Source organism: Serratia sp. Ae19-1, assembly GCF_059801225.1.
Genome location: NZ_JBCHWD010000001.1, coordinates 864149 through 878894, shown reverse-complemented (window position 1 = coordinate 878894; position 14746 = coordinate 864149). Strand labels below are relative to the sequence as shown.

The window sequence follows — 14746 nt, the reverse complement described above, 5'->3', positions numbered from 1 at the left end:
GCCGAGAAGCTTCCCCGGCGCCGAAACTGTATGAATAAACAGGAGTGTAACCAATTTAATCAGGTTTTGCACCTGCACCTTACCGTGTTTTGATAACCAGACGGTTACTCTGTTTCACTTCTTCCATCACTACGTAGGTACGGGTGTCGTTAACCCCCGGCAAACGCAGCAAGGTTTCGCCCAGCAGTTTGCGGTAAGCCGACATGTCCGGTACGCGGGTTTTCAACAGGTAGTCGAAATCGCCGGAAACCAGATGACACTCCTGAATCTCTTCAAGCTTCTGCACTGCCGAGTTGAATTGCTCAAACACATCCGGCGCGCCGCGGTTCAGCGTGATCTCCACGAAAACCAGCAGGGACGCATCCAGATAATGCGGGTTGAGCAATGCGGTATAGCCATGAATGAAACCCTGGCGCTCGAGACGGCGCACGCGTTCTAAACATGGTGTCGGGGATAACCCCACGCGCTTCGAAAGCTCGACGTTCGAAATACGCCCATCCTTCTGCAGCTCATTCAGGATGTTGCGGTCGATACGGTCAAGATCTTTACCCGGGCGTTTCTTGTTGTCTGCCATTATTATTGTCTCTCTTATTTTCTTCCGTGCACTTGCCACACCCTAGCCAACGTCAATGTGTAAGGGTTCGTTCCAAGCGAAGACCCGATGCCTGTCATATGCTTCTTCACTACCATCATTCCACGCCGCGCAGCCTGTCTGTCCAACCCCGCGCAGCGCCGGTAACGACGTTTCGGTCGAGAAAAAATCAGCAAACGCTTGCGCGCCCTGCTCCGCACACCTGGTGCGTATTGCCGCCTTACGGCGTAAATACGTACGATTTGCTGGTGTTACGGGGATAATTTCTTCTTCCTATGATGTTTTCGCAAATGCGCAGCGGATTGTCAAAGTAAAAGAAGCAAAATCAGAACAACGTACCGTCATGAAAAGTCTGCATCCCATTTTTGGTTATGAATCGCTGGCAGATAAACCCCGGGCGGAAGCGGCTGAACTCGCAGAATGCGCCGTTTTTGCGCGGTGGGTGATTCGCTGGCGGACGGCGGCTTTGATAAGTTAAATTTCTGCGTTCGGCGTACGATTTGCCGACAATGGACGCATTAATAGGCGACAACTATCATACAAATCGTTAACAACGTCGCCCGGCGCTTTTTTTACTGCGTCATTTTCCCTACAATCGGCTTCATTGTCCGCCATTGTGGAATAAAGAGGTTATTCATGGGCACGGCTAAACATAGCAAATTACTGATTCTGGGCTCCGGCCCGGCCGGTTACACCGCCGCCGTCTACGCGGCGCGCGCCAACCTGAACCCGGTGCTGATTACCGGTCTGGAACAGGGCGGCCAGCTGACCACCACCACCGAAGTGGAAAACTGGCCGGGCGATGCCGAAGGCCTGACCGGTCCGGCGTTGATGGAACGCATGCGCGAGCACGCAGAGAAGTTCCAGACGGAAATCGTCTTCGACCACATCAACAGCGTCGATCTGCAGCAGCGTCCGTTCCGCCTGTTCGGCGACAGCGGCGAATACAGCTGCGACGCGCTGATCATCGCGACCGGCGCTTCCGCCCGCTATCTTGGTCTGCCTTCCGAAGACGCGTTCAAGGGCAAAGGCGTTTCCGCCTGTGCGACCTGCGACGGTTTCTTCTACCGCAACCAGAAAGTCGCGGTGGTCGGCGGCGGCAACACCGCCGTTGAAGAAGCGTTGTACCTGTCCAACATCGCCGCCGAGGTTCATCTGATCCACCGCCGTGACAGCTTCCGCTCGGAGAAAATCCTGATCGACCGGCTGATGGAAAAAGTGAAAAGCGGCAACATCGTGCTGCACACCGACCACACGCTGGACGAAGTGCTGGGCGATGAAATGGGCGTGACCGGCGTGCGCATCCGCAGCACCAAAGCGGAAAACGAAACCCGTGAACTGGAGCTGGCCGGCGTGTTCATCGCCATCGGCCACAGCCCGAACACCGGCATCTTCGGTGGCCAGCTGGAGCTGGAAAACGGTTACATCAAGGTGCAGTCCGGCATTCACGGCAATGCGACCCAAACCACTATCCCCGGCGTCTTCGCTGCAGGCGACGTGATGGATCACATCTATCGCCAGGCGATCACCTCAGCCGGCACCGGCTGCATGGCGGCGCTGGATGCAGAGCGTTACCTGGACGGCATCGCCGGCGCCGAAGTCTGCTAAGACGTTCTCGTCATCAGCAAAAAGCGGCTCTCGAGCCGCTTTTTTTGTTTCTGCGTTCTGCAATCGCCCTCTCCCATCTGTTATAGCCACTTTCGCCCGCTTTATTCTTTTCAGTCTGCCGGGTGACGAGGTAACATGAGCCCTCGCTTGTTTGTCGCCGATTGCGCCAAACACTATTATTTAACAGTACGTTAACCCAGCTCGTAACAAACGGGCGCCGGCGACGCAGACGCATATCTGATGAAAAAAACCAGACAGCAACAGTTAACCCGTTGGCTTAAAACCCAGAGTTCGTTAGCGCAGCGTTGGCTGCGCCTTTCCATGCTGTTGGGGCTATTCAGCGGCCTGCTGATCGTGGCGCAGGCCTGGCTGCTGGCCAGCCTGCTGCACGCCCTGATCATCGAGCACACTCCGCGCGAACAGCTGATCCCTTCGTTTATCTGGCTGATCGTCGCGTTTGCGCTGCGGGCGCTGTTGAGCTGGCTGCGGGAGCGGGTCGGTTTCCTGTGTGGTCAGGTGATCCGTCAGCGCATGCGTCAGCAGGTGCTGGATAAACTCCAGCAGCTCGGCCCCGCGTGGATCCAGGGCAAACCGGCAGGCAGCTGGGCCAGCATCATCGTCGAGCAGATCGAGGATATGCAGGACTATTACTCGCGCTATCTGCCGCAAATGTATCTGGCGGTGTTCATCCCATTGCTTATCCTGATCGCCGTCTTCCCGATCAACTGGGCCGCAGGCATCATTCTGCTGGCGACCGCGCCGCTCATTCCGCTGTTCATGGCGCTGGTCGGCATGGGGGCCGCCGACGCCAACCGCCGCAACTTCGTGGCGCTGGCGCGATTGAGCGGCAACTTCCTCGACCGCCTGCGCGGCCTGGACACCCTGCGGCTGTTCGATCGCGCACAGGCCGAAACCGCGCAGATCGCCAAATCCTCCGAAGACTTCCGCAGCCGCACCATGGAAGTGCTGCGCATGGCCTTCCTCTCTTCCGGCGTGCTGGAGTTCTTCGCCTCGATTTCCATCGCCGTAGTGGCGGTGTATTTCGGTTTTTCCTACCTCGGCGAACTCAACTTCGGCAGCTACGGCCTCGGCGTAACGCTATTTTCCGGTTTTCTGGTGCTGATTCTGGCGCCGGAGTTCTTCCAGCCGCTGCGCGATCTCGGCGCCTTTTACCATGCCAAGGCGCAGGCGGTCGGCGCGGCGGAAGCGCTGGAAACCTTCCTCAGCGCCGAAGGCGAGCAGATGGGCAACGGCACGCGGCAGCTGCCCGCCGATCAGCCGCTGACGCTGCAGGCGAACGAGTTGGAAATCCTGTCGCCGAACGGCGTGCTGCTGGCCGGGCCGCTCAATTTCACTCTGCAGCCGCGACAGCGCGTAGCATTGGTCGGGCTGAGCGGCGCCGGTAAAAGCTCGCTGCTCAACCTGCTGCTCGGCTTCCTGCCCTACAGTGGGTCGTTGACCGTCAACGGCGTCGAGCTGCGCGAGCTGTCCGCAGAAAACTGGCGTCAACAGCTCAGCTGGGTCGGGCAAAACCCGCATTTGCCGGCGCAAACCCTGCGCGCCAATATCCTGTTGGGCTGCCCACAGGCCGACGAAGCGCAGCTGCAGCAGGCGGTGGAACACGCCTACGTCAGCGAACTGCTGCCCTATCTGCCGCAGGGGCTCGACACCGAAGTGGGCGACAACGCCGCCCGCCTGTCGGTCGGCCAGGCGCAGCGCGTGGCGGTCGCCCGGGCGCTGATCGGCCCGCGCCGCCTGCTGCTGCTGGATGAGCCGGCCGCCAGCCTCGATGCCCATAGCGAACAGCGGGTAATGCAGGCGCTGAACGCCGCTTCGCATCAGCAAACCACCCTGCTGGTGACGCATCAGCTGGAAGATACCGAAGACTACGACCAGATTTGGGTGATGGATAATGGGCGTATCGCGCAACAGGGCGATTACGCCACCCTCAGCGCCCAACCGGGCCTGTTCGCCAGTCTGATCGCCCATCGCCGCGGGGAGCTTTAATCATGCGCGTTTTGCTGCCGTTTTTGGCGTTGTATCGCCGCCATAGCCTGCTGATTAGCCTGGGCATCCTTTTAGCGATCGTCACCCTGCTGGCCAGCATCGGCCTGCTGGCGCTCTCCGGCTGGTTCCTGGCCGCTTCTTCGCTGGCCGGATTGGCGGGTCTGCTGACCTTCAACTACATGCTGCCGGCCGCCGGCGTGCGCGGCGCGGCGATCTTCCGCACCGCCGGGCGCTACGCCGAGCGCGTGGTCAGCCACGACGCCACCTTCCGCGTGCTGTCGCATCTGCGGGTATTCACCTTCAGCAAGATCCTGCCGCTTACGCCGGGCGGCATCGCCCGCTTCCGCCAGGCCGACCTGCTCAACCGCCTGGTGGCGGACGTGGACACGCTGGATCACCTTTATCTGCGGGTGATTTCACCGCTGGTAGGTGCGGCGGCGGTGATCCTGGTGGTCACCTACGGCCTGAGCTGGCTGGATCCCGCGCTCGCCCTGACGCTGGGCGGCATTCTGTTGCTGCTGTTGCTGCTGGTGCCGCCGGTATTCTATCGCGCCGGCAAACCGATCGGTGGCCAACTCACCGCCCTGCGCGGCCAATACCGCACCGATCTGACTGCCTGGCTACAGGGGCAGGCGGAGCTGGTGGTGTTCGGCGCCGTCAACGACTTCCGCCAGACGCTGAACGCCACCGAGCAGCTGTGGCAACGCCGCCAGTGGCAGCAGGCCTCGCTGAGCGGCAAGGCGCAGGCGCTGATGATCCTCGCCAGCGGGCTGACGGTGACGCTGCTGCTGTGGCTGACCGCCGCCGGCATCGGCGGCGATGCCGAGCCCGGCGCGCTGATCGCGCTGTTTGTCTTCGCCGCGCTGGCGTCGTTTGAAGCGCTGATGCCGGTCGCCGGCGCCTTCCAGCACCTCGGCCAGGTGATCGCCTCCGCCACGCGGGTCAAACAGATTATCGATCGCCAGCCGGAAGTGACCTTCCCGGCCGCCGGTCCGGCCGCCGCCGATCGGGCGCAGCTCAGCCTGCAGCAGTTGAGCTTCACCTACCCCGATCAGCCGCAGCCGGTGCTGCGCGACGTTACGCTCGAAGTCGCAGCCGGCGAACACATCGCCTTACTCGGCCGCACCGGCTGCGGCAAGTCCACCCTGCTGCAGCTGCTGACCCGTGCATGGCGCACCGACGGCGGAAAAATTCTGCTCAACGGCGAACCGCTGGAGGATTATGATGAAACCACGCTGCGCCGGATGACCACGGTCGTCAGCCAGCGGGTGCACATCTTCAGCGATACGCTGCGGGAAAACCTGCGGCTGGCCGCACCGGATGCCGACGACGCTCGCCTGAGCGAGGTGTTGCAGCAGGTGGGGCTGGGCAAACTGCTGGACAGTGACGGCGGGCTGAACGCCTGGCTGGGCGAAGGCGGCCGCCAGTTGTCCGGCGGTGAACAGCGCCGTTTGGGCATCGCCCGCGCGCTGCTGCACCCAGCCCCGCTGCTGCTGCTTGACGAACCCACCGAAGGGTTGGACGCCGAGACCGAGCAGCAGATTCTGGCGCTGCTGCGCCAGCATTGTCAGGGCAAGACGCTGATTCTGGTGACGCACCGCCTGTATGGTCTGGAGCATCTCGCTCGCATTTGCGTAATGGACGACGGCCAGATTGTCGAACAGGGCGATCACGCCACCCTGATGAGCCAGCAGGGCCGCTATGCCCGCTTTCGCAACCGTATCAGCAACCTGGCGCCGTAATCGGCCCGTAGAGGACGCAGAGGCCCTGTATGCGCATCGTTAAGCTCTCCCCGCAGTCGCTGGCGTTTCCCTCGCCTGAGGGCGCCCTACGCGATCCTAACGGCCTGCTGGCGATCGGCGGCGACCTCACGGCGCCGCGGCTGCTGGCGGCCTACGAGCGCGGCATCTTCCCCTGGTACTCGCCGGGGGAAGCGATATTGTGGTGGTCGCCCGATCCGCGCGCGGTGCTGTTCCCGGCCGAGTTTCATCTCAACCGCAGCCTGAAACGCTTTCTGCGCCACGATCCGTTTCGCATCACGCTCAATCACGACTTCGCCGCAGTGATCGCCGCCTGCGCCCATCGCCCGGACGAAGGCACCTGGATCGGCCCGGAGGTGCAGCGCGCCTATCTGCACCTGCACCGTCTCGGCTACGCCCACTCGGTGGAGGTATGGCAGGATGATCAATTGGTTGGCGGCATGTACGGCGTGGCGCAGGGCGCGTTGTTCTGTGGCGAATCGATGTTCAGCCGCGTCACCAACGCCTCCAAATGCGCATTAATGGCCTTTTGCCGCCATTTTGCCGCTTATGGCGGGGAATTGATTGACTGCCAGGTGCTGAACGCTCACACTGCCCGCCTTGGCGCGCGTGAAATTCCGCGCCGTCAATTTTTGCAGCAGCTCAGCACCCTTCAACGGCGGCCCCTGGCGCCGGCGTGCTGGGAGGCGCAAGTCATATCCCCACAGCCGGTTGAACCGCCCTCCCCAGCAAACTAATTGGTGGAAACGGTGCAATGTTCACCGACACATCTTTACATAATGGGGGTTTTTCGGCATTATCTTGCCGGTTAAAAACTAAGGTAGTTAAACCTAGAGGATTCGATGGCCAAAGAAGACAATATTGAAATGCAGGGCACCGTTCTTGATACGCTGCCGAACACCATGTTCCGCGTTGAATTGGAAAACGGGCACGTGGTAACCGCACACATCTCCGGTAAAATGCGTAAAAACTATATCCGCATCCTGACGGGCGACAAAGTCACTGTAGAGCTGACCCCGTACGACCTGAGCAAAGGCCGCATTGTCTTCCGTAGCCGTTAATCGGCTCACCGCGCGCCACACGCTGGCGGCATCGAGGATGTAATCCCTCGGGAGCCCTTTCCGTTTACCCCCGCAGCGACGTTAAACAACGGGTTGCAGGTGCGCAGGTAAACTGAGAGGGCTCACTCGTTTCTGTTGTACGGTGAATCTCACCCATAAAAAAAGCGATGCCGAAGCATCGCTTTTTCTTTGCCTGAAGGCGGCCTTAGTGCACCGCACCCTCGTCCGCCTTGCGTTTGGCGGCACTGAGGAAGTGGTAAGTCAGCTGTTTTTTGTCCTTGTCCAGCTCGACCTTCACGGAACCGCCGTCCACCAGCGAACCGAACAACAACTCGTTGGCCAACGGTTTCTTCAGGTTTTCCTGCATGACGCGCGCCATCGGACGAGCGCCCATCGCACGGTCGTAACCCTTCACCGACAGCCAATCGCGCGCTTCGTCGCTCACTTCCAGCGAGACGCCCTTCGCATCCAGCTGCGCCTGCAGTTCGACGATAAACTTGTCGACCACCTGCTGGATCACCTCGGTAGACAGATGGTTGAACCAGATGATGTTGTCCAGACGGTTGCGGAACTCTGGCGTAAACACCTTCTTGATCTCTTCCATCGCGTCGGTGCTGTTGTCCTGCTGCACCAGACCGATCGACTTGCGTTCGGTTTCCCGCACCCCGGCGTTGGTGGTCATCACCAGGATCACGTTGCGGAAGTCCGCCTTGCGGCCGTTGTTATCGGTCAGCGTACCGTTGTCCATCACCTGCAGCAGCAGGTTGAACACGTCCGGGTGCGCCTTCTCGATCTCATCGAGCAGCACCACCGCATGCGGATGCTTGATCACCGCATCGGTCAGCAGCCCGCCCTGATCGTAACCGACGTAGCCCGGAGGCGCGCCGATCAGACGGCTGACGGTATGCCGCTCCATGTACTCGGACATGTCGAAACGCAGCAGCTCGATATCCATCGCCTTGGCCAGCTGCACGGTGACCTCGGTTTTCCCGACCCCGGTCGGCCCGGCGAACAGGAAGGAACCGACCGGCTTGCGCTCGTGGCCCAGACCGGCGCGGCTCATCTTGATCGCTTCGGTCAGCGCTTCGATCGCCTGATCCTGGCCGAATACCAGCATCTTCAAGCGATCGCCCAGGTTTCTCAGCACGTCGCGATCGCTGGCCGACACGGTTTTCTCCGGGATGCGGGCGATGCGCGCCACCACGGATTCGATATCGGCCACGTTGACGGTTTTCTTGCGCTTGCTGGCCGGCATCAACCGGCTGCGGGCGCCCGCTTCGTCGATCACGTCGATCGCCTTGTCCGGCAGATGACGATCGTTGATGTATTTCACCGACAGCTCCACCGCGGCGCGGATCGCCTTGGCGGTATAACGCACGTCATGGTGCGCTTCATACTTGGCCTTCAGGCCGTTGATGATCTGAACGGTCTCTTCCGCCGTCGGCTCGGTGATGTCGATCTTCTGGAAGCGGCGCGCCAGAGCGCGATCCTTTTCGAAGATGTTGCTGAACTCCTGGTAGGTCGTCGAGCCGATCACCCGGATCTTGCCGCTCGACAGCAGCGGTTTGATCAGGTTGGCGGCATCCACCTGCCCACCGGAAGCCGCACCGGCGCCGATGATGGTGTGAATTTCATCGATGAACAGGATGCTGTTCTGATCCTGCTCCAGCTGCTTGAGCAGCGCCTTGAAGCGCTTCTCGAAGTCGCCGCGATATTTGGTGCCGGCCAGCAGTGAACCGATATCCAGCGAATACAGCGTGCAGTCCGCCATCACTTCCGGCACGTCGCCCTGCACGATGCGCCAGGCCAAGCCTTCGGCGATGGCGGTCTTGCCGACGCCGGATTCGCCGACCAGCAGCGGGTTGTTTTTACGACGGCGGCACAGCACCTGAATCGCGCGCTCCAGCTCACGATCGCGGCCGATCAACGGATCGATGCCGCCCACACGGGCCAACTGATTGAGGTTGGTGGTGAAGTTTTCCATACGGTCTTCCCCTCCGGACTGCTCTTCGTTCACCGGGTTTTCCGCATTCGGCGCTTGGCCCGGCTCGTCTTTACGCGTGCCATGTGAAATGAAGTTCACCACGTCGAGACGGCTGACGTCGTGCTTGCGCAGCAGATAAGCCGCCTGCGACTCCTGCTCGCTGAAGATGGCCACCAACACGTTGGCGCCGGAGACTTCGCTGCGGCCGGAAGATTGCACATGGAAGACCGCGCGCTGCAGCACGCGCTGGAAGCTGAGCGTCGGCTGAGTGTCGCGCTCCTCTTCGCCGGCGGGCAGCGTCGGTGTGGTTTGTTCGATGAAGGCTTCCAGCTCCTGGCGCAACGCGGCCAGATCCACCGTACATGCCTCAAGCGCTTCTCGCGCGGCAGGGTTGCTCAGCAACGCCAGCAACAGGTGCTCCACGGTCATAAACTCGTGTCTGTGCTCACGCGCCCTGGCGAAAGCCATGTTGAGACTGAGTTCCAGTTCTTGATTGAGCATAAGCACCTCCCCAATAGATTGCCTTATTCAGGCTTTTTCCAGCGTACAAAGCAACGGATGCTCGTTCTCCCTTGCGTACCGGTTCACATGGACGACTTTGGTTTCCGCCACCTCGGCGGTAAAAACACCACAGATCGCCTTGCCTTGATAGTGGACCGTGAGCATCAGTTGCGTTGCGCGTTCAATATCATAAGAAAAGAACTTTTGCAGAACGTCAATCACAAATTCCATCGGTGTGTAATCGTCGTTGTTAAGTATAACTTTATACATAGACGGCGGTTTTACCGCATCGATTTGTTTTTCTTCGGCCAAATGTTCAAAATTTAGCCAATCGTTGTTATTGCCCATCGCTGCTCATCTTCTCTGCTCTGTCCTCTGATATGGGGACAGGTTTCGGTTATTCAAAGTGGGGATAGTTACTATTTTATCATCTTCGGCATCGTCCCGCCGCACTGTAACGTGCGCAAAAAAACGGGCCAATTGTGACTGAATCGTGGCAATAGCGTTACCTGCTTCAAACTTTGGTGAACTGCTCCCCGCCGACAAAAGCCGATCGCTTGACGCCCCGATCATTTGCTCTAGAGTGTAAATTCGTGGCTGGTGGTCTTTTAACCACCCCTTGTCCACGCTGCTACTCGCCCATGGCGAGTGCGAAATCAGTTATTCATCTCACTTAAAATAGCGTTGCGAGGGATGTAAAAGCATGGAGACGGGTACTGTTAAATGGTTTAACAACGCCAAAGGTTTTGGCTTCATCTGCCCAGCCGGCGGTGGCGAAGATATTTTCGCGCATTATTCCACAATCAAGATGGATGGTTACAGAACGTTGAAGGCGGGCCAGCAGGTCAGCTTCGACGTGCATCAAGGGCCCAAAGGCAACCATGCCAGTCTTATTGTGCCGGTGGAAAGCGAGGCGCTGTCCTAAACGCTTCCTGCAGCGTCGCGCTGCACTGACCGTGACTGCGATAAAAATGCCAGCCGCCGTGTGACTGGCATTTTTTATGCCCTTTACTTATTCGCGCGCCAGCGCATCGATAGGATTCAGCCGCGCGGCGTTGCGCGCCGGCAGATAACCGAACACCACGCCGATGCCGGTGGAGCAGAGGAAGGCGCTCAGCAACGCCGCCGGCGGGAAGCTGATCTGCCAACCCGGCAGCACCAACTGCACCGCCAGACCGATGGCGAACGACAGCGTAATCCCCAACGCGCCCCCCACCAGGCAGACCAAGACCGCCTCGATCAGGAACTGCTGCAGCACGTCGCCGGAACGGGCGCCCACCGCCATGCGGATGCCGATCTCGCGCGTGCGCTCGGTCACCGACACCAGCATGATGTTCATCACGCCGATGCCACCGACCACCAGCGAAATCACCGCCACCAGCGTCAGGAACAGCTGCAGCGTGCGGGTGGTTTTCTCTGCGGTTTGCACCAGGCTGTCCATGTTATAGGTAAAGAAATCCTTCTTTCCGTGGCGCAGCGTCAACAGACGCGACAGCTGTTGCTCCGCTTCCTTGCTGTCGTAACCGTCGCGGATGCGCACGGTGATCGAATCGAAATAGCTGTTGCCCATCAGCCGGTTGGCCATGGTGCTGTAAGGCACCCATACGTTCAGCGTTTTGCTGCTGCCGAACATCGACTGCTTCTCCTTCGCCACGCCGACCACCGTCGCCGGCATGTTGCCGACCAGGATCACCTCACCCACCACGTTCTTCTGGTGCGGGAACAGCCGCCGTTGGGTATTGGCGTCGATCACCACCGTCTGCGCCTGCGATTGCACCTGCATCGGATCGATGCCGACGCCCTGGGTAAAACTCATGCCGTACACGCGGAAGAACTGCTCGCTGACGCCGTTGACGTTGGCCGCCGCGTCGACGTTGCCCAGCCGCAGCCGCATGCTGCTGCTGATGCTCGGCGACAGCGCGCTGATGTAAGGCTGCTCGCGCAGCGCATCGAGATCGCCGTATTTCAACGATTGCCGGTAGGTCGGATCGTCGTCGCCGAAATCCTTGCCGGGGTATATGTCGACGGTGTTGGTGCCGATCGATTTGATGTCCGCCAGCACCATCTGCTTGGCGGCGTCGCCGATGACCAGGATCGAGACCACCGAGGCGATACCGATAATGATGCCGAGCATGGTCAGCGCGGTGCGCATCTTGTTGGCCGCCATCGCGCGCCAGGCCATGACCAGCGCTTCGCGGAAGCGGCCGCCCATCTGCCGCCAGGAAGGCGCAGCGGCGGCCAGCGCCAGCGGCTTGGCCTGCGCATTCTCCTGCGGTGCCGGCCGCGAATCGGCAATGATCTCGCCGTCGCGGATTTCGATGATCCGTTCAGCCTGGCGCGCCACCGCCGGATCGTGAGTCACCAGGATCACCGTGTGGCCCTGGGCGCACAGCTGCTTGAGGATCGCCATCACCTCTTCGCCGGAATGGCTGTCGAGCGCGCCGGTCGGCTCATCCGCCAGGATCACCTGCCCGCCGTTCATCAGCGCGCGGGCGATGCTGACGCGCTGCTGCTGGCCGCCGGAAAGCTGGCTCGGCCGATAGTTGACGCGCTCCCCCAGCCCCAGACGCCGCAACAGCGCTACCGCCCTTTCGCGCCGCGCCGCTTTGCCCAGCCCGGCGTACACCGCCGGCACTTCGACGTTGTGCGCCGCGCTCAGGTGCGGCAGCAGATGATAGCGCTGAAAGATAAAGCCGAAATGCTCGCGCCGCAGCTGCGCCAGCGCATCGTCGCTCAGCGTCGCCACATCCTGCCCGGCTACCCGATACACGCCGGCGCTCGGCTTGTCCAGACAGCCGAGAATGTTCATCAGCGTCGATTTTCCGGAGCCGGAGGCCCCCATGATCGCCACCATTTCACCGGCGTCGATGCTCAGGCTGATCCCCTTCAGCACCTCCACCGTCTGCTCGCCGGAACGGTAGCTACGGCGAATGCCGTTCAGCTGCAACAGCGCCGCCATCAGCCGGCCTCCACGCCGCCACGGCTGACGATCACCTCATCACCCGCCTCGAGCCCGCTGAGGATCTGCACGTCGATATTGTTGCGCAGGCCGATGGCCACTTCGCGCTTCTCTTCCTTGCCCTGTTTCAGCACCGAGACGTGGTAGCGATTGTCGGCGATCTGATCGCCCAGCGCAGCCAGCGGGATCACCAACGCCTGTTTGACGCCGGCCAGTTGAATATGCACCTGCGCCGTCATTTGCAAGCGCAGCAGCCTCTCAGGGTTGGGCACTTCGAAACGCGCATAATAGAAGATGGCGTTGTTGACCTTTTCCGGCGTCGGCTGAATGTCTTTCAGCACGCCGTCGAAGCGCCGGGTCGGATCGCCAAGCACCGTGAACCAGGCCTGCTGGCCCGGCTTGAGGTTAATGACGTCGGCCTCCGATACCTGCGCTTTCACCAGCATGGTGCCGAGATCCGCCAGCGTCAGAATATTCGGCGCCTGCTGCGCCGCGATCACCGTCTGGCCCTGCAGCGTGGTGATCTGCACCACGTCGCCATCCATCGGCGCTTCGATGCGGGTGTAGGCGAGGTTGATCTTGGCGGTATCCAGGCTGGCCTGATTGCGGGCGATCTGCGCATTGATGGTGCCCACCTGCGCTTTCTTCACCGCCAGCTGCGTCGCCGCCTGATCCAGATCCTGGCGCGATACCGCCTGCAGCTTGGCCAGCGCCTGGTTGCGTTGCAGCGTGACCGCCGCCAGCTGCTGCTCGGCCTGCGCCTGCAGCAGTTGGGCATGCAGTTCGCGCAGCGTCGCTTCCCCTTCGCGAATGCTGTTCTGCGCCTGTTGCGGATCGATGACCCCCAGCAACTGGCCTTTCTTCACCTTGTCGCCGATCTCGACATACAGCTTTTCCAACTGGCCGCTAACCTGCGCGCCGACATCAACCTTGCGCACCGCGTCCAGTTGACCGGTCGCCAACACGTTCTGCTGTAGATCGCGCTGAGTGGCTTTCACCGTTTTGAAATCGATTGGCGCCGGATGGCGGAAGTGCCAAACGGCCGCCGCGGCAATCGCCGCGATCGCCGCCAGAGCAAGTATCCAGCGGCGTTTATGTCCTTTAAACCCTGTCAAAATTGACCTGCCTGTGCTTGTGAATATCGACCGCCCACTGCGGCGGCGGAGCTAAATTAGCATGCACCGCAGGGAATAACTAAACCTTAGCTCAACACAATGTGGAGACACGCTTGGTTACAGTTCGGCATTGAACTCCCGTTTAGTGAAGCCTTGATGAAATAGCGCCATTCAACACAGCCAAGGATTTCATCATGTCACAGCTCAGCTACCCACTCGCCTCCGCCCAGCCGCTTAACGGCTGGCAACTGATGACGGCGCTGATCAATGGCGAGAAGGCGCCGAGCAATGCCTGGAAAAAAACCTCGTTTCGCCTGAAGTTTCTCGGCCGTTCGCTGCTCAACTGGCGCACCACCAGCGGCCTGCTCAGCACTCTGGCCAGCAACCCGCTGCTGGAAGAGATCCTGAGCGCGCAGCCGAACCTGCCGTGCAAACTGCATCGCCCGTACCTGGCGGCCAACATGAGCAAGATCGAATGTCTGTTCGCCCTGCGCGATCACTACGATCTCATCGTACAGCGCATGCCGCTGAAGATACGTCTCGGCCACCTCAGCCCACAGCCTTTCGTGCTGGCCAGCGCGATGGGCAAGAACGAAGTGCCGATCACGCTGGAGCTGGCGGCGATCGACAAGCTGAATAAGGAAGGGGAAGCCACGCTGCTGCTGCGCAACGCCAACGGCGTGATGCTGGCGGAGATCACCTTCGCGCTGATGCATTATCAGCAGCAGCCGACGCTGTTCATCGGCGGCCTGCAGGGCGCGAACCATGACGTGCCTCACGCCGAGATCCAGCACACCACCAAAGAGTGTCATGGCCTGTTCCCCAAACGGCTGGTGCTGGAAGGCATCTGCACGCTGGCGCGGCACCTCGGCATCCGCCAGATCGTGGCGGTCGGCAACGCCACCCATATCTATCAAAACTGGCGTTACCAAAGTAAAAAGAAAGACAAACTGCACGCCGATTACGATCAGTTTTGGCTATCGATGGGTGCCAAACCGCTCGATAGCGGCTATTTCCTGCTGCCCGAGCGCATTGCCCGCAAGCCGGTCGAAGAGATTGCCAGCAAAAAACGCGCCGAATATCGCCGCCGCTATCAGTTGCTGGACGAGCTGGAACAGGGATTGGCGGCGCATTTCTGCGCCCGATAACGCCCGGCGGC

13 protein-coding genes are annotated in these 14746 nt (G+C 60.5%); 8 read left to right on the top strand and 5 right to left on the bottom strand.

All coding sequences use genetic code 11. The features are described 5' to 3' along the window. Positions 1-79 precede the first annotated feature (79 nt). Positions 80-574, bottom strand: coding sequence for a leucine-responsive transcriptional regulator Lrp (gene lrp, locus AAIE04_RS04280; protein ID WP_004928318.1), 495 nt, complete (start codon positions 572-574; stop codon positions 80-82). 223 nt (positions 575-797) lie between these two features. Between lrp and AAIE04_RS04275 the strand changes: the two genes are divergently transcribed. The 6 genes from AAIE04_RS04275 to infA all read left to right on the top strand — a co-directional run bounded on the left by AAIE04_RS04275 (position 798) and on the right by infA (position 7028). Continuing rightward, the gene (locus AAIE04_RS04275) at positions 798-1070 is read left to right on the top strand and encodes a hypothetical protein (protein ID WP_154746863.1); all 273 of its coding nucleotides are present in this window, start codon (positions 798-800) and stop codon (positions 1068-1070) included. A gap of 158 nt (positions 1071-1228) precedes the next feature. Further along, positions 1229-2200, top strand: coding sequence for a thioredoxin-disulfide reductase (trxB, locus tag AAIE04_RS04270; protein WP_019454557.1), 972 nt, complete (start codon positions 1229-1231; stop codon positions 2198-2200). Positions 2201-2440: 240 nt separating this feature from the next. After that, complete coding sequence (gene cydD / locus AAIE04_RS04265; protein ID WP_498576559.1) at positions 2441-4207, top strand: heme ABC transporter permease/ATP-binding protein CydD; 1767 nt, start codon at positions 2441-2443, stop codon at positions 4205-4207. 2 nt (positions 4208-4209) lie between these two features. Next, positions 4210-5949 carry a heme ABC transporter ATP-binding protein/permease CydC gene (cydC, locus tag AAIE04_RS04260; RefSeq protein ID WP_498576558.1) on the top strand — a complete coding sequence of 580 codons (1740 nt, stop codon included), beginning with the start codon at positions 4210-4212 and terminating at the stop codon, positions 5947-5949. Positions 5950-5978: 29 nt separating this feature from the next. After that, on the top strand, positions 5979-6704 hold the full coding sequence (gene aat, locus AAIE04_RS04255; protein WP_019454560.1) for a leucyl/phenylalanyl-tRNA--protein transferase: 726 nt from the start codon (positions 5979-5981) through the stop codon (positions 6702-6704). 105 nt (positions 6705-6809) lie between these two features. Further along, positions 6810-7028 carry a translation initiation factor IF-1 gene (gene infA / locus AAIE04_RS04250; RefSeq protein WP_002211347.1) on the top strand — a complete coding sequence of 73 codons (219 nt, stop codon included), beginning with the start codon at positions 6810-6812 and terminating at the stop codon, positions 7026-7028. Between the two features lie 205 nt (positions 7029-7233). Here the strand turns inward: infA and clpA are convergent, their stop codons facing one another. Together clpA and clpS are read right to left on the bottom strand one after the other, a co-directional pair. After that, positions 7234-9513, bottom strand: a complete 2280-nt coding sequence (gene clpA, locus AAIE04_RS04245; protein WP_004928343.1) for an ATP-dependent Clp protease ATP-binding subunit ClpA — start codon at positions 9511-9513, stop codon at positions 7234-7236. 27 nt (positions 9514-9540) lie between these two features. Beyond that, positions 9541-9861 carry an ATP-dependent Clp protease adapter ClpS gene (clpS, locus tag AAIE04_RS04240; protein WP_004928347.1) on the bottom strand — a complete coding sequence of 107 codons (321 nt, stop codon included), beginning with the start codon at positions 9859-9861 and terminating at the stop codon, positions 9541-9543. A 355-nt stretch (positions 9862-10216) separates the two neighbouring features. Here clpS and cspD point away from each other — a divergent pair, with 355 nt between their 5' ends. Next, on the top strand, positions 10217-10438 hold the full coding sequence (gene cspD / locus AAIE04_RS04235; RefSeq protein ID WP_004928349.1) for a cold shock-like protein CspD: 222 nt from the start codon (positions 10217-10219) through the stop codon (positions 10436-10438). 87 nt (positions 10439-10525) lie between these two features. Here the strand turns inward: cspD and macB are convergent, their stop codons facing one another. Further along, positions 10526-12472 carry a macrolide ABC transporter ATP-binding protein/permease MacB gene (macB, locus tag AAIE04_RS04230; RefSeq protein ID WP_063919118.1) on the bottom strand — a complete coding sequence of 649 codons (1947 nt, stop codon included), beginning with the start codon at positions 12470-12472 and terminating at the stop codon, positions 10526-10528. Next, a complete protein-coding gene (macA, locus tag AAIE04_RS04225) occupies positions 12472-13587 on the bottom strand; it encodes a macrolide transporter subunit MacA (protein WP_019454562.1) in 1116 nt (371 codons plus the stop codon). The genes macB and macA overlap by 1 nt, the downstream gene beginning before the upstream one ends. A gap of 194 nt (positions 13588-13781) precedes the next feature. Between macA and AAIE04_RS04220 the strand changes: the two genes are divergently transcribed. After that, on the top strand, positions 13782-14735 hold the full coding sequence (locus AAIE04_RS04220; protein ID WP_498576557.1) for a VirK/YbjX family protein: 954 nt from the start codon (positions 13782-13784) through the stop codon (positions 14733-14735). Positions 14736-14746: the final 11 nt, after the last annotated feature.

What these genes read in the sequence shown, in the direction of transcription:
- lrp (WP_004928318.1), bottom strand. Translation starts at nt 574, where the DNA reads ATGGCAGACAACAAGAAACGCCCGGGTAAAGATCTTGACCGTATCGAC.
- trxB (WP_019454557.1), top strand. Translation starts at nt 1,229, where the DNA reads ATGGGCACGGCTAAACATAGCAAATTACTGATTCTGGGCTCCGGCCCG.
- cydD (WP_498576559.1), top strand. Translation starts at nt 2,441, where the DNA reads ATGAAAAAAACCAGACAGCAACAGTTAACCCGTTGGCTTAAAACCCAG.
- cydC (WP_498576558.1), top strand. Translation starts at nt 4,210, where the DNA reads ATGCGCGTTTTGCTGCCGTTTTTGGCGTTGTATCGCCGCCATAGCCTG.
- aat (WP_019454560.1), top strand. Translation starts at nt 5,979, where the DNA reads ATGCGCATCGTTAAGCTCTCCCCGCAGTCGCTGGCGTTTCCCTCGCCT.
- infA (WP_002211347.1), top strand. Translation starts at nt 6,810, where the DNA reads ATGGCCAAAGAAGACAATATTGAAATGCAGGGCACCGTTCTTGATACG.
- clpA (WP_004928343.1), bottom strand. Translation starts at nt 9,513, where the DNA reads ATGCTCAATCAAGAACTGGAACTCAGTCTCAACATGGCTTTCGCCAGG.
- clpS (WP_004928347.1), bottom strand. Translation starts at nt 9,861, where the DNA reads ATGGGCAATAACAACGATTGGCTAAATTTTGAACATTTGGCCGAAGAA.
- cspD (WP_004928349.1), top strand. Translation starts at nt 10,217, where the DNA reads ATGGAGACGGGTACTGTTAAATGGTTTAACAACGCCAAAGGTTTTGGC.
- macB (WP_063919118.1), bottom strand. Translation starts at nt 12,472, where the DNA reads ATGGCGGCGCTGTTGCAGCTGAACGGCATTCGCCGTAGCTACCGTTCC.
- AAIE04_RS04220 (WP_498576557.1), top strand. Translation starts at nt 13,782, where the DNA reads ATGTCACAGCTCAGCTACCCACTCGCCTCCGCCCAGCCGCTTAACGGC.